Origin of the sequence: Leeuwenhoekiella sp. CH_XMU1409-2, assembly GCF_037029365.1 — a bacterium.
GTDB lineage: Bacteria > Bacteroidota > Bacteroidia > Flavobacteriales > Flavobacteriaceae > Leeuwenhoekiella > Leeuwenhoekiella blandensis.
Window position 1 is genome coordinate 172,060 of sequence record NZ_JAYMEI010000002.1, and the last position, 22,272, is coordinate 194,331.

At 37.8% G+C, this 22,272-nt stretch carries 22 protein-coding genes; all 22 read right to left on the reverse strand.

Features of this window, described 5'->3' with window-relative positions; genetic code table 11:
• Window positions 1-10: 10 nt before the first annotated feature.
• The 22 genes from WA338_RS02540 to WA338_RS02645 are packed head-to-tail and all read right to left on the reverse strand — an operon-like array spanning window position 11 to window position 22,268.
• The gene (locus tag WA338_RS02540) at window positions 11-1,228 is read right to left on the reverse strand and encodes an MFS transporter (RefSeq protein ID WP_286992760.1); all 1,218 of its coding nucleotides are present in this window, start codon (window positions 1,226-1,228) and stop codon (window positions 11-13) included.
• On the reverse strand, window positions 1,229-3,331 hold the full coding sequence (locus tag WA338_RS02545) for a copper-translocating P-type ATPase (protein ID WP_286992762.1): 2,103 nt from the start codon (window positions 3,329-3,331) through the stop codon (window positions 1,229-1,231).
• Window positions 3,332-3,349: 18 nt separating this feature from the next.
• Complete coding sequence (locus WA338_RS02550) at window positions 3,350-3,643, reverse strand: hypothetical protein (protein WP_009778877.1); 294 nt, start codon at window positions 3,641-3,643, stop codon at window positions 3,350-3,352.
• Between the two features lie 6 nt (window positions 3,644-3,649).
• Complete coding sequence (locus WA338_RS02555) at window positions 3,650-4,246, reverse strand: hypothetical protein (RefSeq protein WP_230199229.1); 597 nt, start codon at window positions 4,244-4,246, stop codon at window positions 3,650-3,652.
• A 44-nt stretch (window positions 4,247-4,290) separates the two neighbouring features.
• Window positions 4,291-5,184 carry a ribose-phosphate pyrophosphokinase gene (locus WA338_RS02560; RefSeq protein ID WP_009778879.1) on the reverse strand — a complete coding sequence of 298 codons (894 nt, stop codon included), beginning with the start codon at window positions 5,182-5,184 and terminating at the stop codon, window positions 4,291-4,293.
• Window positions 5,185-5,190: 6 nt separating this feature from the next.
• The gene (locus tag WA338_RS02565) at window positions 5,191-6,693 is read right to left on the reverse strand and encodes a thymidine phosphorylase family protein (RefSeq protein ID WP_009778880.1); all 1,503 of its coding nucleotides are present in this window, start codon (window positions 6,691-6,693) and stop codon (window positions 5,191-5,193) included.
• A 28-nt stretch (window positions 6,694-6,721) separates the two neighbouring features.
• A complete protein-coding gene (locus tag WA338_RS02570; RefSeq protein WP_009778881.1) occupies window positions 6,722-8,098 on the reverse strand; it encodes an MBL fold metallo-hydrolase RNA specificity domain-containing protein in 1,377 nt (458 codons plus the stop codon).
• A gap of 14 nt (window positions 8,099-8,112) precedes the next feature.
• A complete protein-coding gene (locus WA338_RS02575; RefSeq protein ID WP_009778882.1) occupies window positions 8,113-8,367 on the reverse strand; it encodes a hypothetical protein in 255 nt (84 codons plus the stop codon).
• 38 nt (window positions 8,368-8,405) lie between these two features.
• Window positions 8,406-9,248 (reverse strand): ATP cone domain-containing protein, encoded by an 843-nt coding sequence (locus WA338_RS02580; protein ID WP_009778883.1) that lies wholly within the window; start codon window positions 9,246-9,248, stop codon window positions 8,406-8,408.
• Window positions 9,245-10,081 carry a universal stress protein gene (locus WA338_RS02585; protein WP_203295430.1) on the reverse strand — a complete coding sequence of 279 codons (837 nt, stop codon included), beginning with the start codon at window positions 10,079-10,081 and terminating at the stop codon, window positions 9,245-9,247. The genes WA338_RS02580 and WA338_RS02585 overlap by 4 nt, the downstream gene beginning before the upstream one ends.
• A 22-nt stretch (window positions 10,082-10,103) precedes the next feature.
• Window positions 10,104-10,877, reverse strand: a complete 774-nt coding sequence (locus WA338_RS02590) for an SDR family oxidoreductase (RefSeq protein WP_009778885.1) — start codon at window positions 10,875-10,877, stop codon at window positions 10,104-10,106.
• Between the two features lie 42 nt (window positions 10,878-10,919).
• Window positions 10,920-11,909 (reverse strand): 2-hydroxyacid dehydrogenase, encoded by a 990-nt coding sequence (locus tag WA338_RS02595; RefSeq protein ID WP_273016842.1) that lies wholly within the window; start codon window positions 11,907-11,909, stop codon window positions 10,920-10,922.
• Window positions 11,910-11,919: 10 nt separating this feature from the next.
• The gene (locus WA338_RS02600) at window positions 11,920-13,188 is read right to left on the reverse strand and encodes an MgtC/SapB family protein (RefSeq protein ID WP_273016841.1); all 1,269 of its coding nucleotides are present in this window, start codon (window positions 13,186-13,188) and stop codon (window positions 11,920-11,922) included.
• 3 nt (window positions 13,189-13,191) lie between these two features.
• Window positions 13,192-14,166 carry an ATP-dependent 6-phosphofructokinase gene (locus WA338_RS02605; protein WP_009778888.1) on the reverse strand — a complete coding sequence of 325 codons (975 nt, stop codon included), beginning with the start codon at window positions 14,164-14,166 and terminating at the stop codon, window positions 13,192-13,194.
• Window positions 14,153-15,073 (reverse strand): alpha/beta fold hydrolase, encoded by a 921-nt coding sequence (locus WA338_RS02610; RefSeq protein ID WP_273016840.1) that lies wholly within the window; start codon window positions 15,071-15,073, stop codon window positions 14,153-14,155. Before WA338_RS02610 ends, WA338_RS02605 begins: the two co-directional genes overlap by 14 nt.
• Window positions 15,070-16,428, reverse strand: coding sequence for a dicarboxylate/amino acid:cation symporter (locus WA338_RS02615; RefSeq protein WP_009778890.1), 1,359 nt, complete (start codon window positions 16,426-16,428; stop codon window positions 15,070-15,072). The genes WA338_RS02610 and WA338_RS02615 overlap by 4 nt, the downstream gene beginning before the upstream one ends.
• A gap of 12 nt (window positions 16,429-16,440) precedes the next feature.
• Window positions 16,441-17,502 carry a class I fructose-bisphosphate aldolase gene (locus WA338_RS02620; RefSeq protein ID WP_009778891.1) on the reverse strand — a complete coding sequence of 354 codons (1,062 nt, stop codon included), beginning with the start codon at window positions 17,500-17,502 and terminating at the stop codon, window positions 16,441-16,443.
• Between the two features lie 11 nt (window positions 17,503-17,513).
• The gene (locus tag WA338_RS02625; RefSeq protein ID WP_009778892.1) at window positions 17,514-18,527 is read right to left on the reverse strand and encodes a type II glyceraldehyde-3-phosphate dehydrogenase; all 1,014 of its coding nucleotides are present in this window, start codon (window positions 18,525-18,527) and stop codon (window positions 17,514-17,516) included.
• A gap of 19 nt (window positions 18,528-18,546) precedes the next feature.
• Entirely contained in the window at window positions 18,547-19,902 is a 1,356-nt protein-coding gene (locus tag WA338_RS02630) for an APC family permease (RefSeq protein ID WP_009778893.1), read from the reverse strand.
• Window positions 19,903-19,909: 7 nt separating this feature from the next.
• Window positions 19,910-21,265, reverse strand: a complete 1,356-nt coding sequence (locus WA338_RS02635; RefSeq protein WP_273016839.1) for an NAD(P)/FAD-dependent oxidoreductase — start codon at window positions 21,263-21,265, stop codon at window positions 19,910-19,912.
• Entirely contained in the window at window positions 21,262-21,723 is a 462-nt protein-coding gene (locus WA338_RS02640; protein WP_083645375.1) for a universal stress protein, read from the reverse strand. Before WA338_RS02640 ends, WA338_RS02635 begins: the two co-directional genes overlap by 4 nt.
• A gap of 29 nt (window positions 21,724-21,752) precedes the next feature.
• Window positions 21,753-22,268 (reverse strand): hypothetical protein, encoded by a 516-nt coding sequence (locus WA338_RS02645; RefSeq protein ID WP_009778896.1) that lies wholly within the window; start codon window positions 22,266-22,268, stop codon window positions 21,753-21,755.
• Window positions 22,269-22,272 lie beyond the last annotated feature (4 nt).

The following is a 22,272-nucleotide window of genomic DNA, read 5'->3' on the forward strand; positions in this document are numbered from 1 at the left end:
TCAGTATTCTTTAAATAGGTGGTTTTTTTAGAAAAATGAGAAAACCAATAGCAACTAAAATAATGCTTCCTGCAATTAGAAATGGATAATAAAAACCACCGGTAACCAACCAAGTTCCTAAAATGGGACCTAAAATCTGACCGATACTGTTTGTTGAACTTTGTATTGAAATATTTCGACCTGTATTTGTTTTGGATAACAAGGATACCGCAGACAGCAAATTAGGTGTAACCATAGCACCACCAGCAGCAAACACCACAATTAAACCGTACACAACAAATTCATTTTTGAAAAAAGGAAAGACAATTAATGAAATTCCTGAAATGAATAACCCAAAGCCGATTTGCTTTTTAGTAGATAGAATCTTTTCCCCATAACTGGCAAATACAGGCTGCAAAACAGCCATTATTGAACCACACAGCATAAAACCAATACCAACCTGATTGCTGTTAAACCCTAATTCGTCTTTACCGTAGATTGAAAAAACAGTTTCAAACAAGGTCACTACAAATTGGATAACAAATGACAAGGCCAATAGAATAAGGAAATATTGGCTGAACGAGAAGTGAAAACTGAATTTTTGAGTTGTAAATTTATGGATGCGAACGGAATTTTTTAACCATTTTACAACAATGACTAACACAATAAAACCTAATAATGCAGCAAATAGAAACGGCGTGGAAAATCTACCTAAATGTAGTTGACCAATTGCATACTCAAAATGAAGGTCTGATTGCGAAAGAAAGCCACCGATAACGGGTCCAAAAATAACCCCTGAACTAATGGCTACACCAGACCAGGCCATTATCTTCGTTCTACGTTTTTCTGAAGTAATATCACTTAAATATGCGTTGCTGACAGGAATAACTGATGAAGTAAATATGCCGCCAAAAATCCGAGCGATATATAGCATCGTTAGTGATGTTGCAAGCCCAGTTAGCAATTGCATTATTACAAAGCCAATCAAACCAGTAATAATGACGGGTTTACGACCATATCTGTCAGATAACTTTCCCCAAACGACAACAAAAATTAATTGAAATAGTGGATAAATGCTGGTAAGCAACCCAATATGGAAGTTGATTAAATCGGTGTCGAGATTGTCTTTTAAAGCTAATCTTTCGGTATAGTAGGGAAGGGTTGGCAATAAAATACCATAACCCAACATCACTACAAATAAACTCAACAGGATTAAAGATATCCTGTTGAGTTTTTCTTTTCTATCCATTTATTTTTTACCGATTTTTCGCTTCAATAACTGCGCATTAATAGCCACTATAATTGTACTCAAACTCATAAATACCGCACCAACCGCAGGACCTAAAACAAAGCCTGAAGAATATAATACACCGGCTGCTAAAGGAATAGCCACGACATTGTATCCCGTAGCCCAAATCAAATTCTGAATCATTTTATTGTAGGTCGCTTTTCCAAATAAAATTAGGTTGGCAATATCCTGTGGGTTACTGTTGACCAGAATAATATCGGCAGTTTCAGCTGCTACATCTGTACCTGAGCCTACTGCAATTCCTACATCGGCTTTTGCGAGCGCGGGCGCATCATTTACACCATCACCCGTCATAGCTACAAAATCACCTTTGCTCTGTAACTCTTCTACAATTTCAACTTTTTGATGTGGCAATACCTCGGCGTAGTAACCATCCAATCCAAGTTTTTCACTCACAGCTTTAGCGGTTTTTTCATTATCACCAGTTGCCATTAGAACTTTAATGTTATTCTTTTTAAATATTTTGATTGCCTCGGCAGATTCTGGTCTTATTTCATCAGCAAGGGCGATGTAACCGGCCAATTTTCCATCAATTAAAACAAATACTACAGTTTCCGCTGCATCGCTGTAAGCATCTTCAGGAATAGTAATTTTCTCATCTCTTAGATAGCCTGGACTTACTACCTTAACTTGTTTGCCTTCCACATTTGCCTCTACACCTTTACCAGTAATAGCATTGAAGTTTTCTGGGCTAGGGATAGTAATATTATCTTCTTTTACTTTTTTGATAATACCAACTGCAATAGGGTGTTCTGAGCTTTGTTCCAATGCACTTGAAAGTCTTAAAATTTCCTCTGTTGAATAAGTCTCGTTAACAGACTCAATTCGAGTGACACCAAAATCACCCTTGGTTAGTGTTCCTGTTTTATCAAAAAGCAAAGCTGAAATTTTTCTGGACTCTTCAAACGCAGTTCTATTTCGGATAAGCAATCCATTTTGAGCAGATACTGCCGTAGAAATTGCAACCACCAGGGGAATGGCAAGCCCTAATGCGTGTGGACAAGCAATTACCATAACAGTAACCATTCTTTCTAAAGCATAGACAAATGGAAAGCCTAAAATCAGCCATACTGCTAATGTTCCAAAACCAATAGCCAAAGCGATATAGGTTAGCCATTTTGCAGCCCTATCTGATAGGTTTTGCATCTTCGATTTGGTTTTTTGCGCTTCCTCGACCATCTTAATGACCTTGTTTAGATAGCTGTCTTTTCCAGTATGTTCAACTTTTACTTTTAAGGTGCTATTGCCATTTACAGAACCACCAATAACCTTATCGTTTTCATCTTTTTTTACAGGTTTGGATTCGCCTGTAAGCATAGATTCATTTAGGTAACTTGAACCGTCTACTATAATCCCATCAGCGGGAACTTTTTCACCTGGTTTTACCAAAATCACATCATCTTTTAGTAAATCTTCCAAAGGAATGTCTTCTATGGTGTCACCTTTTACCCTGTGCGCTTCCGCAGGCATCATACTTACCAGTAACTGCAAGGCTTTTGATGCACCTAACACACTTTTCATTTCTATCCAATGACCAAGCAACATTATGGCTATAAGTGTTGATAGTTCCCAGAAAAAGTCTTCACCTCTTAAGCCAAATACAGTAGCTGTACTATAAAAATAAGCTACGGAAATTGCCATAGAAATCAAGGTCATCATTCCTGGTGCACCTTTTTTGACTTCAGACCAAAACCCTTTTAAAAATGGCCAACCACCATAAAAATATACAACAGTGGAAAGTGCAAAAAGGATGTATGGATTTCCTGGAAGTAAAAATTCATAACCAAAAAATTCCTGAATCATTGGTGAGAAGAACAATATAGGGATGGTAAGCACGAGTGTTACCCAAAACCGTTTTCTAAAGTCTGCAATCATCATTTTATGATGGTCGTGACCCATTTGACCGTGACCCGGATTGTGACCCGAATGGTCCCCACCTTTGTGGTTCATTTTAGAATGGTCTTCTTTTTTGTGTTTCATCTTCGAATGGTCCATTTTCGAATGGTCCATTTCGTTGTTTTTGTGCTGCTCGTGATTTTCCATTATAGTATTGTTTAAGTGTTATCGTAATTTTTTTCTCATTGCTTCCGATATGTTTTCGGCATAGACGCCATAAGCATCTACTAAAAGACCTTTAAGCTCTTTTTTGGAAGATATTGCATATAAAATGCTATTATCATCGGTACTGCTCATTCCTTCAAAGCGATATATTTTATCCACTTTAAAATCTTCTGGTCGAATCTCAATTTTCAGGGAAGCACATTCCAGACATTCAGGTTTTAAGTTGAAATCATAAGGGTATTCGTTTGTCTGCAAATCGTTAATAGCTTCTGAAAGGGTGTTATAATTTTTCATTTATTTTTATTTATAAGTCATTGTAAAATAACTGTTGTCTTCTTCGGTAAATTTTTGAAAGGTCAATAGACCTTGTGCATTTAATTTCTCGTTAACAGTATAATTGAGTTGCTTAATGCGAATTCCCAAGGCATAGGCCTTAATGTTAATTTTTGAATTAATATTATTTTCGCTATTATTAAATTTTCGGTCGTAAATTTTTATGGTACTTTTTGAGCCAAAAAAATTCAACAAGCCCGAATCAAAACTCATTTCCAATTCTATATCTTCAAGGTTGTCCAAATCGTAGAGCTCTTTAAATTTTTTAGAGGTGGTATTAATTTCGGTCTCCTTTGATTTTGGGTTTGAAAACGGAAAAGCCATTACCATTACACTTGCCTCATCAGGCTTACAGCGATAGGTTGTGGTGTATTTATCGGTCGATTTTTTGTCTTTATCAAACAATTCCGTAACCACCTTAATTTCATAGTATCCATTTTTCTCTATTGTTTTACCAGCTTCAAAAGTTTGTTTATTGAGAAAAGCACCTTTTTCATCAAAATTCTCACGAATGACCAATCTGCCTGAAATCTGCCCAATAAGCATTTCAGTTTGTCCAGTCATTGTGATGCTGAATAAAATAATCAGTACTATGAAGATTCGACTTCTCATATATGGCGCATTAATTTCTTTACCTCTTTTGCCAGTATATCGCTTAAATCTATGCCATTGGACGGATGCGGAATGGTATTGCAGGTCACTATCTTTTCTACTCCGGAATCCAACAAATCTTGATAGGCATTACCTGAAAAAACGGCGTGAATACCAACACATATAGGTGGTCTCATCCCTGCTTTTTTCAAATGCACCACGGTTTCAATCATCGTTCGCGCCGTAGAAATAATATCATCTACCAAAATAGGTGTAGCATCTTTATATTTATCCACATCGGGGACAGAGACTTCTACATCACGGTCACCGTGACGCACCTTTTGTAATACTGTAAATGGTGCTCCTGCATTTTTGGCGACTTCTGAAACCCATTGTTCACTTTCAGAATCGGGACCGATAAGTACTGGGTTTTCGATGTTTTCCTTTATCCAATCTGAAATAGCATCGGCAGCGTGAATTACTTTATTTGGAATTTGATACACTTCTCCTAATGAACTAATTCTGTGTAAGTGAGGGTCAACCGTGGTAATGCTATCGGCAAAACCTGAAATCAATTTTCCGAAGAAACCAGAAGTTACCCCTTCGCCTTCATTAAATACTTTGTCCTGCCTCATATATGCCAAATAGGGCGCTACCAAACAGGTGCACATTGCCCCTAATGATTTGGCAGTATGACTTAAAAAATAAAGGGGCAATAGTTTTTCGTCTGGTTCGTGCAAGGTGCATACCAGTACCACACATTTATCTTTAACATCAGATAAGATGCGTGTGTACGATTCCCCGTCAGGGAATTTACGCAAAATGGCTTTGCCCACTTCAGCATCCATTTTTGTAGCCATTAGTTCTGTGAGTTCTTCATTTCCGGGAAGACAGAATAATATTGTTTTCATAGTTTTTTAAATTATAGTTATGATGTCGTTATGGTTGTTTTTATATTCCAGAGCATAGTTGAGTTCGCCTTTGGATTCAGCATATATGGTATATAACAATTGGTCTATTTCGATTTTTTCATTTAAATGGACATTCAAAAGAATCCCTGCCGATTTAGATTGTGGTGCTCCAGAAAGCTTGGCAAGTTTTGCGATTTTTCGGTTATCAATTCGTTGCAAAACGCCTGACTTTTCAGCTTTAATTTCCATTTTATAAGGTGCTAAAACTGGTTTTGAAAATTGACCTTGCGCCTTACAAATGGCTATGAATTTTTCATATGCTTTTCCAGATTTGAGAATTTTATGTGCGGTTTCCAGTCCCTTCCCTTTTTCTACTTTTCCAGAAAGTTCTAATAGTTCAGTAGCTAAAAGCAACGCTCTTTCTGTTAAGTCTTTAGGTGCATCTTCCTCATTTTTCAAAACTTTTAATATATCTATGGCTTCTAATGTTGGACCGATACCCCTTCCAACCGGCTGCGTACCATCCGTAACTACAACTTTTACATTCAACCCTACAGCAGTTCCAACAGTTTCCATATGATTTTTTAGTTTTTCTGCCATTTCGGTACTGCGAACCTTGGCGGTTTCTCCCACGGGAATATCAATGACCACGTGAGTAGAACCAGCTGCTGCCTTTTTAGAGAGTACTGAAGCAATGAGCTGCCCTTCGCTATCAATATCCAAGGCTTTTTCAATTTTAATGAGCACATCATCGGCAGGACTTAACTGCGCTGTACCGCCCCAAACAAAACATCCGCCTTCTTTTTCTACTACGGTCTTTATTTCCTCGGAAGAGAGCGTAACATTGGTCAGTACTTCCATTGTATCTGCTGTGCCTGCTGGTGAAGTGATTGCCCGTGAGGATGTTTTTGGCATAGTAAGCCCATACGCGGCAACAATGGCAACTACCAATGGTGTTGTCCTATTGCCAGGCAATCCGCCAATACAATGTTTGTCCACCACGATATCCTTGTTCCAGTTCAGTTGCTTTCCGGAAGCAATCATTGCTTTCGTTAGGTCGGATATTTCATCAATATCCATTCGGTCGCCAGCACAGGCAGTAATAAATGCCGAAAGGTGGATGTTGGAATAATCGCCTTCAACGATATCGGTTATGATGTTGTTATATGCCTTGTAATCCAGCTTTTGATTGTAGATTTTTGCCCTAACGTGGCTTAAGGATTCAATAGGCTCTAAATGGGAAACATATAATGTATCATTTGGGGAAACATTCAGTTTTTTCGCAGCAGCATCTGATAGTCCGATTTCATTGGGCAAAAGGATATCAGAATTCAGAACATTAAGACTTGCAACGATTGATGTACTTGCGTTCGATATTCTTATTCGGGTAAGTGCCTCAAACCCTTCTGAAATACAGACGTGGCAATCTTCGCGCATATACACTACATTCTCGTTTTGGGTATAGATGCCGAGATGTTTGTATTTTAATATGTTTGAGTGTGTGTCCATATATTATTGGTTGTTGTGATTTTTCGATTTATTCTATTTCTTCGATAGTGTATAATTGCGGAATTTCTGCATCCCACCCATAAGTTTCCTTGATGCCTTTTTGCAATGCTTCTGCACTCTCTTTTTCACCGTGTATAATAAAAATGCGTTCGGGTTTGTTTTTTATACTGTCCATCCAGTCCATAAGCTCTGCGTGGTCTGCGTGTGCCGAAAGCCCTTCAATTTCTGCTACTTGCATTTTAAACGGCACCCATTTTCCATATACTTTTAGTTCTTTTTCACCTTCCAATAATTTTCTGCCACGAGTGCCTTCAGCTTGATAGCCTACAAAAAGTAAGGTGTTATTTGGATTTTGTGCCTGTGTTTCAAGATAGTTTAGCATTCTTCCCCCTGTGAGCATTCCGCTTCCTGCAATCACGATTTTTGGTTTGTTATCTGTTCTTATTTCCATTGTTTCACGATAACTGCTTACGACCGTAAAGTGAGAACACATTTCGTCACATTCGTTGTCCTCCAATCTGTGCCAATCGCGAGTTCTATGAAACAGTTCCAATACATTGGCACCCATCGGGCTGTCCATAATCATTTGTACTCTGGGGATTTTCTTTTCTTTCAATAATTTCCAAAAGATGAGCATCATTAGCTGGGCACGTTCTACCGAAAAGCTTGGGACAAATAAGCTACCATCTCTGTTGATGGTATCATTTACTAATTTTTCAATATGTGGAAGTGCTTCTATTTCATCGGGATGAAACCTTCCACCATAAGTGGATTCAATGAAAAGCACATCCGCTTTTTTTGGTTTAAGGGGTGGATAGAGCAATAAATCATTGGTTCTACCAATGTCTCCTGAAAAGACAAAACGTTTTCCGTGCACATCCAACTCAATATAGGTTGCACCCAGAATATGTCCGTTGTATTGGAAGCGAGCCCTAATACCATCAAATAACAGAATCCATTGTGATTGTGGAATTCCTTTAAAGTGTGGGATAGTTTTTTCTACATCCTTTAAATCGTATAATGGTTCTGCGGGACTATGTTTGGAATAGCCTTCCTTATTGGCACGTTCGGCTTCTTGCTCCTGTATTTTTGCACTATCATTCAAAATGATTTTTGCAATGTCCAAAGTAGGATTCGTACCATAAATGGGACCATTGAAGCCTTGTTTTACCAATCTGGGCAGATAACCTGTATGGTCCATATGACCGTGGGTAAGCAAAACAGCATCAATATCACCTACATTAACAGGTGGGTACTCCCAGTTTTTAAGGCGTAATTCCTTTAACCCTTGGAAGAGGCCACAGTCTATAAGTATCTTTCTATCTCCTGTATCCACCAAATATTTTGAGCCAGTCACGGTGCCTGCCGCTCCCAAAAAGTGGATGTTTATTTTTTTGTTTTTCATCGTTATAGTATTTATTAATGTCCACCACAACAGGAAGGCGTATTTCCTTTGTCTTGGTTCGATTTGCTCAATTCCGCTATTTCGTTATATAGATTGCGGGAATCCTCTTTTATTACGAGTGCCAACTTCTTTACGGATTTAGGCTCGAAGTGTACCATACCCAATAATATTTCGAGGGCTTCTTCAAGTAGTTTAGAATCATCTTCCAATGCTTGGTAAAATGGCTCTAAATCTATACGGTTCTGTTCTTTCAGTTCTTCTGTTTTCATTTGTCCTATTTATTTAGATTAAAAATTTAAGTAGTGCTCTAATGAATTCCACATAATTCTCTTGAATCTTCGAGAACCTTTTTGTGTCTTTTTTTATCAATTCCTATTTTTTCCAAGAGCTTCGGACTTTCGTGAAGCTCTTTACAGAGTACGATGCCTTCATCTAATAATTTTGTTTTTTCAGCTTTAGTAAGCGTTGTTAAAGCGGTTAAGGGATGTAGCCCAGATTTATCTATTCTGTCCTTGAGACCATTTCCTCTTGGATAATCCCAACTGCTTAAAAGCATTCCAACACATTTCCCGTACTGAATGGCATCGGTTGTGAAACGCGTATTGGTGTACACAGCTCCTTTATGAAGTTTAGCCTCGTGACCTTTTTGGTGTTCCCATTGCTTTTCTACGTCCAAAAACCGTGAATGGATATATAATGGGATTTTTACATTACAAAACCTGCCTTGGTCGCTATGGTATTTGCATTCAATCATATAGTGTTTGTTTTCTTTTTGGGCGATAACATCAACTTCGTGCTGTACACAATTACCTTGAACAATAACTCCCACCTTTGTGCTAAAGCCTTCCATCTCTAAAATCTTACCGACAAATTTTTCAAAAGGAAATCCTGATGGCCCTAATTCCATTATCGCTTTTTTTAGCTTGTATTTTGAGGCACTTACGCGAGATTTACGCTTAAGCATTTTAAATGCCATCTGATAGATTTTTTTTGTGGTAATTCCATCATAGAGTTGGCCTTCGACTTGTTCAACTATTTGCTGAATTAATTCTTCGCTCGCTTGTGAACGCCTTAAGGAATTGATAAGCTTATCTACATCAAAGGCTACCACATCACCAGAATACTTCACTATGTTGATTGGATTTTTCATTTTTTAATATGTATGGTCATTACTGGAAGCACGGAATGATTTGTAACGCCTTCGGCAATACTTTTTGAAAATAGGCTCAAAAATCCCGTTTTTCCGTGAGTGCTCATTGCAATTAAATCTGCGGGCTGATGTTTTAAAAATGTATTGATGCCTGCTTCTACGGAAGACTCATTATGGACGCTCATTGAGAAGTTTTTTAGATTGGGGAATTTTTCAAGAAATTCCTTTACAGGATTTAAACCAAGCTCTATGCTATTAAAGTCAGTTTCTGTGTTTACTCGTAACAAATGGATTTTAGCATCGCATTTTTTGGCTATTGACAATACTTCTTGAAATGGATGCGTGACATCCTCTTCAAAAGAAGAAACAAATAGAATGTCCTTGAAGGGAAATGTGACATCCTCTTCTTTGACAACGATAATGGGCGCATTGGCTTTTCGAACTATTTTTTCAACATTACTACCCGTAATTTCTCTAATGACACCTTTGGTTCCACTGCTGCCGGTAACGATGAAATCGTGATGGAAATGACCAGAATGTTCTAAAATATCTTTCTGTCCCGAATCAAATTGAAGAAAAGTTCGACATTTAAGACCTTCGTGCTCAGCCTTTTTTTCCAGTTCCCGCAATTTTGATTTAACGACTCCAATTTCCTTTAAAGTTTCGGGATACCTTTTTTCTTTTTGTTTATCCAGTTTTACCCAATCAACAGGGGTAGTCATTTGATGTAAAAAGTGTATCTCTGCATCGTATAGTTTGGCTATTTCGATACCAAGATTTGCTGCTTTAGTGCAGTTTTTCGAGAAATCGGTAGGTACGAGTATGTTTTTCATAATTTTAGTTTTATTGTTTTTCTTATTGGGCGGTATAGCCACCATCGATAACCAGTTCGGAACCGGTCATAAATTTGGATTCATCAGAGGCCAGATATACAACTCCGTACCCTATATCGTCAGGTTCTCCCAAATGACCAATTGGATGTAAACTTTCCAGTTGTTTTTTGCCTTCTTCTACGTCACCTTGAGCCTTGAGAAAATTCTCTACCATTGGGGTCCAGATATAAGCAGGATGTATAGAATTGATACGGATGCCATAGCCTTGTTTAGCACAATGTAGGGCGGCAGATTTAGTGAAAATGGTAACACCGCCTTTACTTGCGTTATACGCAGGTAAATTGGGGTCACCGATAAGTCCTTCAATGGAAGAGAAGTTAATGATGGAACCACCTTCATCTGTTTTCCTCATACCTTTTATACCATATTTGGTGCCTAAAAAAGTGCCATTTAGGTTTATATCTATAAGGTTTTTCCAATCTTCAAGGGTTACATCTTCAACTGTTCCTCCGAGCCCTATTCCAGCAGAATTTGCTAAAATGTGTAATTTCCCATAAGTTTCAAGGGTAGTTTCAATAACGTTTTTCCATTCATCTTCTTTGGCAACATCTTGTTTAATGAATATGGCCTCACCACCGTCTTCTTTTATTTGTTGAACTACTTTTTTACCACCTTCTTCGTCTATATCTGACACGACTATTTTTGCTCCTTCTCGTGCCAATAGTTTAGCACTTGATTTTCCCAAACCAGATGCTCCTCCTGTGACAATGGCTACTTTATTTTTTACTCGTTTCATAATTTTAAGATTTAAGTGTTACTACTATTTTTTGCTTCTTAATCAAGAAACTTCGTTTCCTGAAACTTTGCCTTTTTCAAAACAATCCAGATTATATATTGTGGTTTCAGCAATATTTGTCAATGCAGTTTCGGTTAAAAAGGCCTGATGACTGGTAATTAAAACATTATTAAAAGTCATTAAGCGTGCAATGACATCGTCTTGCAAAATGTCATCGGAATGGTCTTCAAAGAACAATCCTTCTTCTTCCTCATACACATCTATTCCGAAATACCCAATTTTTTTAGTTTTCAATCCTTCGATAACAGCTTTGGTATCGACCAATCCACCACGACTTGTATTGATAAGCATTACGCCTTGCTTCATTAATGAAATATGTTTTGCATCAATCAAATGTTTAGTTGAAGCTGTAAGTGGAACCTGAAGACTTATGATATCGGACTGCTTACAAATAGTTTCACAATTGGTATAGATTACATTGTAAAACTTGATTAAATTTTCATCCTCAATGACATCCTGAACAAGTATTTTACAACCAAAACCGTGTAGTATTTTTACCAATACAGACCCAATTTTTCCAGTCCCGATAACGCCGACGGTTTTTCCATTGAGGTCGAAACCGGTAAGACCGTTCAATGAGAAATTCTGGTCACGAACCCTGTTGTGTGCTTTAATCAATTTTCGGTTAAGTGCGAGTATTAAAGCCATTGTATGCTCTGCAATGGCATAAGGGGAATAGGCTGGAACACGTGCCACCTTCATATCCAGTTCAGCTGCTTTTGCTAAATCCACGTGATTGAATCCTGCTGAACGCAGAGCAATATATTTTATGCCAAAAGCATTGAATTTTTCAAGAATGTGTGCCGAGGCATCATCGCCCGTAAATAGACTTACTGCTTTAGAACCCGTTGCGAGAATAGCAGTTTCTTGAGTTAAACGACTCTCAAGCAGCTTTAATTGATGCTTGCCATCATTCGCTTTTACGAGATACGGCTCTTCAAACTTATGCGTGCTGAATACTGTTGTTTTCATTTCACTTTTTTTAATTTCCTAACTGTATTAAAATATATACTAACCCTACGATGACAACGGTTCCAAAAATTAGCATCACGAGTTTCCCGGTCTTTTTAGAACCTTTGAAATAGGTAATACCAAGTTTTACAATCATATTGCTTATGGTTGCTGTTATAATGACATTGGTGGCCAGCGTGAGTTTTTCTTCCAATGACCCAAATTTTGCCATACTAATAGTTATTGCATCCGTATCTGCCAATCCTGCAATTAGGGCTGAATAGTATAAACCGCTTTCGCCAAAAAATTGATTTCCATAAAAAACTGCAAACAGGATGACCACATAAATACCACCAAACCCAAGGGCGTTCCAAATATTGAGTGGATTGCCAAGGTTGATAGCTGTTTTTGGGACATCTGTATTCTTTTTAATAAATACCAATGCGCTTATCAAGCAGATAAGGGTAAGAATGGTAAATGGAATGATTAAATAGGAAAGTATGGCACTATTGAAAATATAGGCCAGAATAGCGAGTCTGGGAAACATAATGGCAGAAGCTATAATGATACCTGAAGCATATTGTTTTGAAAGTTCTGGCGATTCCTTACTTCGGGAAGCATATATCCAAGAAACAGCGGTACTTGAAATCAATCCGCCTAAAATCGCGGTGAGCAAAATACCACGTTTAGAACCTACATATTTTACAAGAAAGTAGCCAATGAAATTCAGAAATGACACTATCACTATTATCGCTCCAATCTCAAAAGGGTTAAGTAATCCCTCTGGACCATAATCTTGATTTGGTAAGAAAGGCAAAATAAGAAGCGCAATAATTGAAAACTTAATAAAAGCAAAGAGCTCTTCAGAAGTAATATTCTTAATGAATGTATTAAAGGTCGTTTTCAATGATAACAGCGTAACCACGACTACTGCGGTCGCAACTGCTTCCTTATGCAAATGATTGGCAACCATAACACCCAAAATTAGCGTAGCGAACAAGGCCATATTGGTGGTAATACCAGTCATAATATGCTTTTGTACTATGGAAAGATGACTCAAAGACAGAAACAAAAGAAATGCTGCCGCAATGATAATGACCAACCAAGGTGTATAGGTTGTGGAAAGATTTCCCAATATAAAACCAATAATGGCAACAATTGGGAAGGTTCTTATGCCTGCAAAGCCTTGTTCTTCCTTCAACTTGTCGTACTCACGTTCTAGTCCCAGAATAAGACCAATGCCCAGACTGATGAGCAATCCAAGGATGAAAGGGTTGATATTTTTAAAGGCTTCTATCATTTCTTACTTTCCAAATAATTCTAAAAGTTCATACAATTCATTATCTACTTGATGTTGCTTGACCACCACTTCAAAAGGGGTTAGATGCAATTGATTATTTAAGACTCCTACCATTACATTTTTTTTACCTTGTAAAAGTGTTTTCACAGCCGCCACTCCAAGTCTAATGCCTAACATTCTATCTAAAGCTGACGGATTTCCACCTCGCTGGACGTGCCCAAGCTTCGTAATCCGTAAATCGACATTGGGATTGACTTCCTTTATTTTTGATGAAACAAGCTCGGCACCTAATTCATCGCCTTCTGAAACCACGACAAGGAAAGCATCTTCGCTATCGTAATTCTTAACCTTGTCCAATAGATAAATAAAGTCCTTTCCACTCTCGGGAATAAGGATGGAATCGGCACCTACCATTAACCCGGAATGAATAGCAATGTAGCCTGAATCCCTTCCCATTACTTCAACAATAAATACACGGTTGTGAGATTCGGCAGTATCTTTTATTTTATCAATATTTTCAATGGCAGTGTTTACAGCCGAATCAAAACCAAGGGTGTAATCAGTACCAAAAATATCGTTGTCTATAGTGCCAGGAATGCCTATAAACGGAATGTCGCATATTTCTGAAAAAGCTAATAGCCCTTTAAAAGTACCATCACCACCAATAGCAATTAAAGCATCTATGTTATTTGCTTTTAAAGTTTGCAATGCTTTTTTACGACCCTCTAATTCCAGAAATCGTTTGCTTCGTGCTGTTTTTAGAATAGTGCCACCTATTTGGGTTATTTTTTTTAGTTCGTGAGATTTTAATGGTATCAAATCACCATCTATCAACCCTTCATACCCTTTTCGAAAACCACTTATTTTTATGCCTTTTGCTTCAGCGGATTTGGCAATGGCGTATAGTGCAGCATTCATCCCAGGGCTATCGCCTCCAGATGTGAATACGCCTATATGTTTAATTTTATTCGTGCTCATTGGGTATGGTTTTTTTTAACTTTTTTTCAGAAATAGTAAAATCTTTAATAGTGTTCCAAACAAATTCTGCTTCTTTCAGAAAGAACTGATGGTCTCCTTCAGATGAAGTAATTATTTGTGCGTTTTTAAATTCCCTCGATAATTTTAAGGCATTTTCTAAAGGTGCAGTAGTGTCTTTTTCTCCGTGAATAAAAAGCACATCTTTATCCTTAATTTTCTTTACAATTGCATATAAATCTGTTTTTAGGATGACCTTTGTAAGAGAATAATAATAACTCATCCAATGATGCTTTTTTGCATCTTCATAGACATCATCCGTGAGGTTAACAGGCTTGAATGCACGTGACATAAATATGGGATGAATCATACAAATGTATTTTGAGAATTTGCTTGTTGAAATCCTATCTACAAAGGAATGAGAAGACATAATTTCTTTAAACTCATCAGCGTTCTTGTAAACAGGTATGCTTATAAAAATTCCTGCCTTGAACCAAGTTGGTTGCTTTTCCAATATTGCTAATGAAATCATAGCTCCCATAGAATGTCCTGCAATAATGATATTTCCATCATTGAATCCTTCTTTGTTAAGAATCAATTCAAGGGCTTGCAATTGTATTGAAAGGGAATAATCACTTTGTGGTTTTGGCGAATCACCAAAACCTAGCAGGTCGACTAAAAGTAGCTTATGCGTAGTTGTAATACTTTCTAAATTGCGTTTCCAATAATGCAATGAGCCTGTTAAACCGTGTAACAAAACAAGTTTGTTTTCTCCAGAGCCTATTATTTCATAATTCAACAGTGTTTCTTTGGCATCATAAGCTGGTTGCTTACCAATCTTATAATGCTGATAGCTGGCAATAGCCACAACAGGAAGAATGAACACTATGGATATGAGTAGTAATGTCATTGTTTTGAAATTGATTTATTATTCGTTTTCTCACTAACCAAGATTGGGGTTTTACCATAGAATCTATTGAAGACCATACAGGCAGTTAAATCACCAGTTACATTTACAGCAGTCCTAAACATTCCCAAGAGTCTTTCTACACCAATGATAATGATGATGCCTTCAGCAGGTATGCCGACACTTCCCAAAACAGAAGCGAGTATAACCACACCACCTCCTGGAATGGCAGGTGTACCAATGGATGCAGCGACGATAGTTACAATGACCACTATAATATTGAGTAAACTCATTTCCAGTCCGTAAGCTTGGGCAATAAAAAGAGTTGTAATAGTTTGATATAGTGCAGTACCATCCATATTGACGGTCGCCCCTATAGGTATGATAAAATTGCTAATAGTCTTGTCCACTTTTAGTTCTTCTTCGGCGGTTTTTAGAGATAAGGGCATCACAGCGGCAGAACTTGTGGTTGAAAAAGCCAATAATTGAACATCCCTTATTTTTTTTAGGAAATGCAATGGGTTTTTCTTTCCGAGAAGTACGATGAGTCCCAAATAGAAAATTACCAATAAAAGAAGACCGAGAAGTACTACCCCAACATAGTACGTTAAACCTGATAAAGAACTTAAACCAACACTAGAGGTAAGCTGCGCCATTAGTCCGAAAACAGCAATAGGTACTAGAAGCATTGACCATTTTACTACTGTCATACAGACTTCCTGAATGGCACTTAAAAGAAGCTTTACTGGGCGCAGTAAGGCATTTTCAAGTGATAGCACAGCTACACCAATAATGATTGTGAAAATCACAATACTTAACATTTCACCACTAACCATAGATGCTAAAGGGTTCTCTGGAAGTAAGTTTGATATGGCATCTGGAATAGTTTCAAGGCCGAAGGAAAGCTCGGGATTTTCCGTTGGAACAGCAGTAATTTCATTATGTTCAGCTAGAGCTTGTTGATGTAAAAAGCGACCAGGTCTAAAAATTTGAGATAGTATTACACCCAAACTTACCGAAACTATGGTAGTGCCTAGAAAATATAATAAAACGCCACCACCTAATTTTTTTAGACTGTCCTTTTCATTACTTGCGATTCCTGTGATGATAGAAGCCACAATCAAAGGAATCATAATCATTTGAACCAGTTTTAGAAAAAGTACGCCAGGCAATGCCAGCCAATTCCCTGCGATGTCTGCTGTTTCTTTAGTAATCCACCCGTTTTGAGGACTTAACAGCAATCCAAAACCAACACCCAAAAATAAGGCAATGATAACCTTTAGCCATAGACGACTTTCTACCAATTTTGAGAGGTAGTGATTGAATGATTTAAGTGATTTTACTTCTGTGTCGAACATTCTTTTTTATTGTTATGCAATGCTAATTTTAGTATCCAAATAAACTTTCTGAACGGATTGTAATACTTCCACGCCTTCGCCGAAGGGCTTTTGAAACGCTTTTCTTCCCATTATCAATCCAGAGCCACCAGCTCTTTTATTGATAACGGCAGTTGTTATTGCCTCCACCAAATCAGACTTACCTTTAGAGCCACCACCGGAATTAATCAATCCGATTTTTCCCATAAAGCAATTAGCCACCTGCAACCTGCACAGGTCGATGGGATGTTCTGTTGTCAGCGTCTCATACATTTCATCATCATATTTTCCAAAACCGATTTCTTTGAAACCAAAGTTATTTGTAGGTAATTTTTGCTTAATGATATCTGCCTGAATGGTTACCCCAATATGATTTGCTTGCCCTGTTACATCGGCAGCAGCGTGATAATCTTCTTTTCCAGTTTTGAAAGCTTCGTTACGGGTATAGCACCATAAAATGGTAGCCATACCTAAATTGTGGGCTTCTTCAAAAGCTTCAGCTATTTCTTTAAGCTGTCTATTGCTTTCTTCGGAACCAAAATATATAGTAGCACCGACAGCAACTGCTCCCATATCCCACGCAGCTTTTACTTTACCAAATAAGGTTTGGTTATATTTATTAGGAAATGTGAGCAGTTCATTGTGATTAATCTTTACGATAAAAGGGATTTTATGGGCATATTTCCTAGCGTTCAATCCCAAAGCACCAAACGTGGAAGCCACACCATTACAACCGGCCTCAATGGCGAGTTTTATAATATTCTCTGGGTCAAAATAATCAGGGTTTTTATAGAATGAAAAGGCCGCACTATGCTCGATACCTTGGTCAACAGGCAGAATACTCAAGTAGCCTGTGCCACCAAGATTTCCGTAGTTATACAATTGCGAAAGGCTTCGCAGTACCTGCGGATTTCTGTTGCTTTGGGTAAATACCTTATCTAGGCTCGTTCTACTTGGGGTTTGCAATTCATCCTTGGTTATTTTTTCACAAACGTGATTCAAATAGAAGTCTGCTTTTTCCCCTAACAGTTGTGTAATATTTATGTCTATTTTCATTGTATTAATGATTAATGAATTCCTAAACTTTCATTTGTTTTAGCGATAGATTTGGCACCATCTGTTTCAATTCCTGTAAGTGCTCTGATGGCATCAATCGTTTCTGGGATTACAATGGCTTGGTTATCGACCACGTAGGCATAAAAAAGCTCATCTCCCACTACCTTCAGCATATCTTCCCAAAGGGCTACTTCGTACATATCGCCCCAAGGTCTTCCCATATCCAAGAACATTTCTTTAATGGTGTTGTTTGAAACCAGGCCTTGGTCATATTGAATTAGTTTGATACGACTAGACGTTTTAAAAGCATTTAAGACTTCTTCTTTCGAGACTTGCTTTTTTAACTTCACGTTCCAATAGTGCATATGGCTTAATGTTTCTGGAACTTTTACTGCGGAAGTGATGACGTCCAAATCAGGATCTACGCTTTTAGCGTCAGGACCTTGATGGCTTGGAATATCTCTTTCTGGAAGCATTGTGTTCATAATTCCGCCCAAATGACTTTCCCAAGGGTCTGTAGCTCTTCTTAAAAGTGTACCTCTGGCATAATCCAATAAATCGGCTCTTTTTAAAGCGGTCAAGGTTCTTAAAATAGACGTAGTATTACAGGAAACTACTCTTGTCGCATTCAAGTTTAGAGCTGATTTGTAATTATTTTCTGCACTAAAGGAATGCCCTGTGGTTTCGTGTTTTTCGCCACCGTGTAGAATAAATTTTATATTCTGTTCTTTATAAATCGCTACATTTTGAGCAGCAATCTTTTTAGGCGTACAGTCCACTACAAGGTCTGATTTCTTTAAAAGTTCCTGCATATTGCCTTTAACAGAAATCCCTTCAGATTTCATATTATCAGCTGCATCTTGAGTTGCTGCGTATATGTTGTAATTCTTTCTTACGGCATTTTGAATTCGCCAGTCGCTAATGATATCACATACTCCCGAAAGCTTCATATCGTTTTGTAAGTTGATGGCATCTGCCACCCTTTTTCCAATGACTCCGTAACCTATAACTGCTACATTTTTCATATAAATTGTTTTTAATTAATTATGTTTTTTTGTTTTTGTCACTTGTATTCTTCATTCCCATTGGCATATTACCTTCATCGTCTGTGTGTGAAATCATAAAAAGGCGTTCTGCAACAAGTATTAGAACAATCCCAATCGCTGCTACGATAAGCACCAAAGGATCGTTCAGATATTTTATATAAAGAAAAGCTGCCAATACCGCAATGTCCAATACGATGGCTATTAATGGGATGATAGGCTGAAAAACCACTTTGTTTTTAAGGTGACGGAACAGCCCCCAATGGATAGCGATATCCATAATAAGGTAAAAAATAGCCCCAATGGATGCTATCCTTGTCAAATCGAAAAGCACGGTCAGTAAAATGGCGAGGGAAGACGTGAATACTAGTGCTGGATTTTTTAAGCTACCAAGTTTGGTTAAAGAAGGCACCTGTTTCATATTGCTGAGCATTGCCAACAAGCGTGAAGAGGAAAAGATACTGGCAATGACCCCAGAAACCGTGGCAATAATGGCAATGCCAATGGTAATCCAGGAACCCCATTCCCCAAAAACAGGTTTTGCGGCGGCTGCAAGGGCATAATCTTTAGCTTCGATTATTTCAGGAATGCTTAAACCTCCCGCAACAGCTAATGCCAAGGCTACATATATCAGTGTGCAGATAAGTATGGAAAACACGATAGACCTACCAAGATTTTTATGCGGGTTTTTAATATCGGCCCCTTGGTTCGTGATAGTGGTAAAGCCTTTATAAGCAAGGATAGATAACGCCAAAGCGGCCACAAATCCGAAGCCTTGTGGTAATGTCTCAGTATTTTTGGGAATATAGTTTCCCGTAATATCGGCAAAACCTGAAATTGCAAGGCCGGCAATAGCTAAAATTGCTATTCCCACTACCTTTATAATAGCGGTAAATGTCGCGGTGGCACCAATAACCTTATTGCCCAGGATGTTCACTATATAAGCAACAACAATTAGCCCAACACCCAGGGTAGAGGCATAACCTGCATAGGACTCGGGAAATAGTCTCAACGTATATGCTCCAAAAGTGCCCGCCACCAGACTTTCGGAAACTACCATTGATACGTACATCAGCAAAGAATAAAACCCTGTTGTTGTTCCAGGTCCATAGGATTTGTTAAGGAATTTAACCACACCTCCAGACGATGGAAAAGCATTTGAAAACTTGACATAGGAATATGAGCTAAAACCCACCACAACAGCACCTGCAATAAATGCAATGGGAAATAGATCACCCACCAACTCTGCTATTTGCCCCATAAGGACAAATATGCCAGCACCAATCATTACGCCTGTACCAAGAGATATGGAACCTAATAAGGAAAGCTTATTATTTTTATCTGTGGTGTTTTTCATTTCAAAATTATTTTTCCCTGTTTTTAATCGAAGATTTCGGTTTAAAGTTTCTAATAATCAGGCGGTTGCTCTTTTCATAAGTGAAATAACTTACCGCCCAATTAAAACCAACCATCAATCTATTTCTAAATCCACTTATGGACATCAAGTGAACAACGGACCACAGCAACCAGGCGAAATAGCCTGCAAATTTAAATTTGCCCAAATCGGCAACTGCCTTGCGTTTACCTACGGTTGCTAAGGAACCTTTATCTTTATATTTGAAAGGTTTTATGGATTTGTTATTTATGATATTTAATATCGAATCGCCCAGGTATTTACCTTGTTGAATAGCGGTCTGTGCTACTTGTGGATGTCCTTTTGGGGTTTCTTTGGAAATGAGTGCTGCGATATCACCTATGGCAAAAATATTTTCGTAGCCTTCTACTTTTAAATTGGCATTGGTTTTAATACGGTTGCCTCTGACTACGTGTTTTCCATCAATACCATTTGGGAATTGTCCTTTTACGCCAGCCGTCCAGATAAGGTTTTTAGCCAATATGGTCTTATCACTTTTGGTAGTGACTTCCTTTCCATCATAATTGCTTACAGCTTCATTTAATAATACCTTTACATTCAAATCCTCTAAATATTTGAGGGTTTTCGATGATGCCTTGTCTGACATTGTGCCTAACAACTCATCAATGGCTTCTATTAGATAAATATTCATAATGGAAGAAGGGTACTCTGGGTAATCTTTGGGAAGGATGTATTTGCAAAACTCTGCCAAAGCTCCTGCCATTTCTACGCCTGCTGGACCACCACCTACTATTACAAAATTTGTCAACGCGTCGCGTTCTTCATCATCACAAGTAATAGCTGCCTGTTCCAAATTTTGCAACATCATATGACGGATGTTGAGGGAATCGCGAATATCCTTCATCCCCAAACTATTTTCGGCCACAGAATCCATCCCAAAGAAATTGGTGGTCGTGCCAGTAGCCAACACTAAATAGTCATAAGAAATACTTCCCTTATTGGTCAATATAGTATTTGAATCAGGTTGAATTTCCTCAACTTCAGCCAAACGAAAGAAAACATTTTTATAGCCATTGATTTGTTTTCTGAATGGAAATACAATACTGTCAGGCTCCAGGGCACTCGTTGCCACTTGATACAATAAAGGCTGAAACTGATGGAAGTTATTTTTATCGAGTAAAACCACTTGAACTTCTTTGTGTTTCAGTTTCTCAACCAATGCCAAACCTGCAAACCCACCACCAACGATAACCACACGAGGTAATTTAGTATCGGGGAGACATATCTCATCTGTTATCTTACAAGTGGATTCTAATTTAATGCTATGTGTTTGCTTTTCTTTCATTTTTTATTTCTATCTCTTGCAATCAGTACTGAACATTTGGCATTTGTGGTCAAATATTGGGATACAGAGCCCAATACTAAGCGAGAAAAAGCACCGAGACCCTGAGAGCCTACTACAATTAAATCTGCACCCCAATCTTCTGCTTTTTCATTAATAATACTTTTGGGTAGTCCGCTAACAACGCTTGTGGTTATGGTAAGTGCTTTGTTTTCGGCCTTGATTTTATCGGAAGCCTCTGAAACGATTTTGTTTCCCAATTTTTGAGCGTTACTTTTAATTTCTTCTATGTAATTTCCTATCTTGCCGCCCATAGTATGCAATCCCAGACTGGTTGTTTTAGGAACTTCATAAACATTTATAATATGAATTTCACTATTTGAGGATAAAGTCATTTTCTTAAGCTCGTTAATGGCTACTTTACTAAAATCTGAACCATCTATGGCCAATACAATTTTCATAATTTGAAGGTGTTATTAATTGAGATGTCCTATGCCTTATTCTTGTTTATAAATGTTTGGGCATCTTCTTTCGATATGAAGTAAAAAACACTTCCGCTGTTTTTATCCTGAACAATAATTGCCGAAGCTTTATCTACTTTTGAATCATTAAGAGGGTTTACGCCAAAACGGACATCACCCAGATTTTTCTGTAATTTTTCAACACAATTTTCACAACAACCGTAATAAGTAGTTCCGTTGGCTTCAATAGGTATTTGCGTTACGCCCATAAACCTGTCGTTTACCATACACACTTTGTCGTTTGGGACAATTTCATAGTTTTGGGCAGCAGAATTGTTTTCTTTTATCTTTTTAGAGACTTCGGTATTTAACTGTAGTGCACTTTCAGTAACTTCTTTGTTCTTGTCGGCACAAGATAGAAGCAACATTGAGAGCAATAAAAGCATTACAAGACCTATGGACAATCGATAAATCTTTTCCACTGGGTTTTTACGGACTATGACTTGCATCTTACTGTTTTTTTTATTTAAAGGGATTTGTTTCATTTTA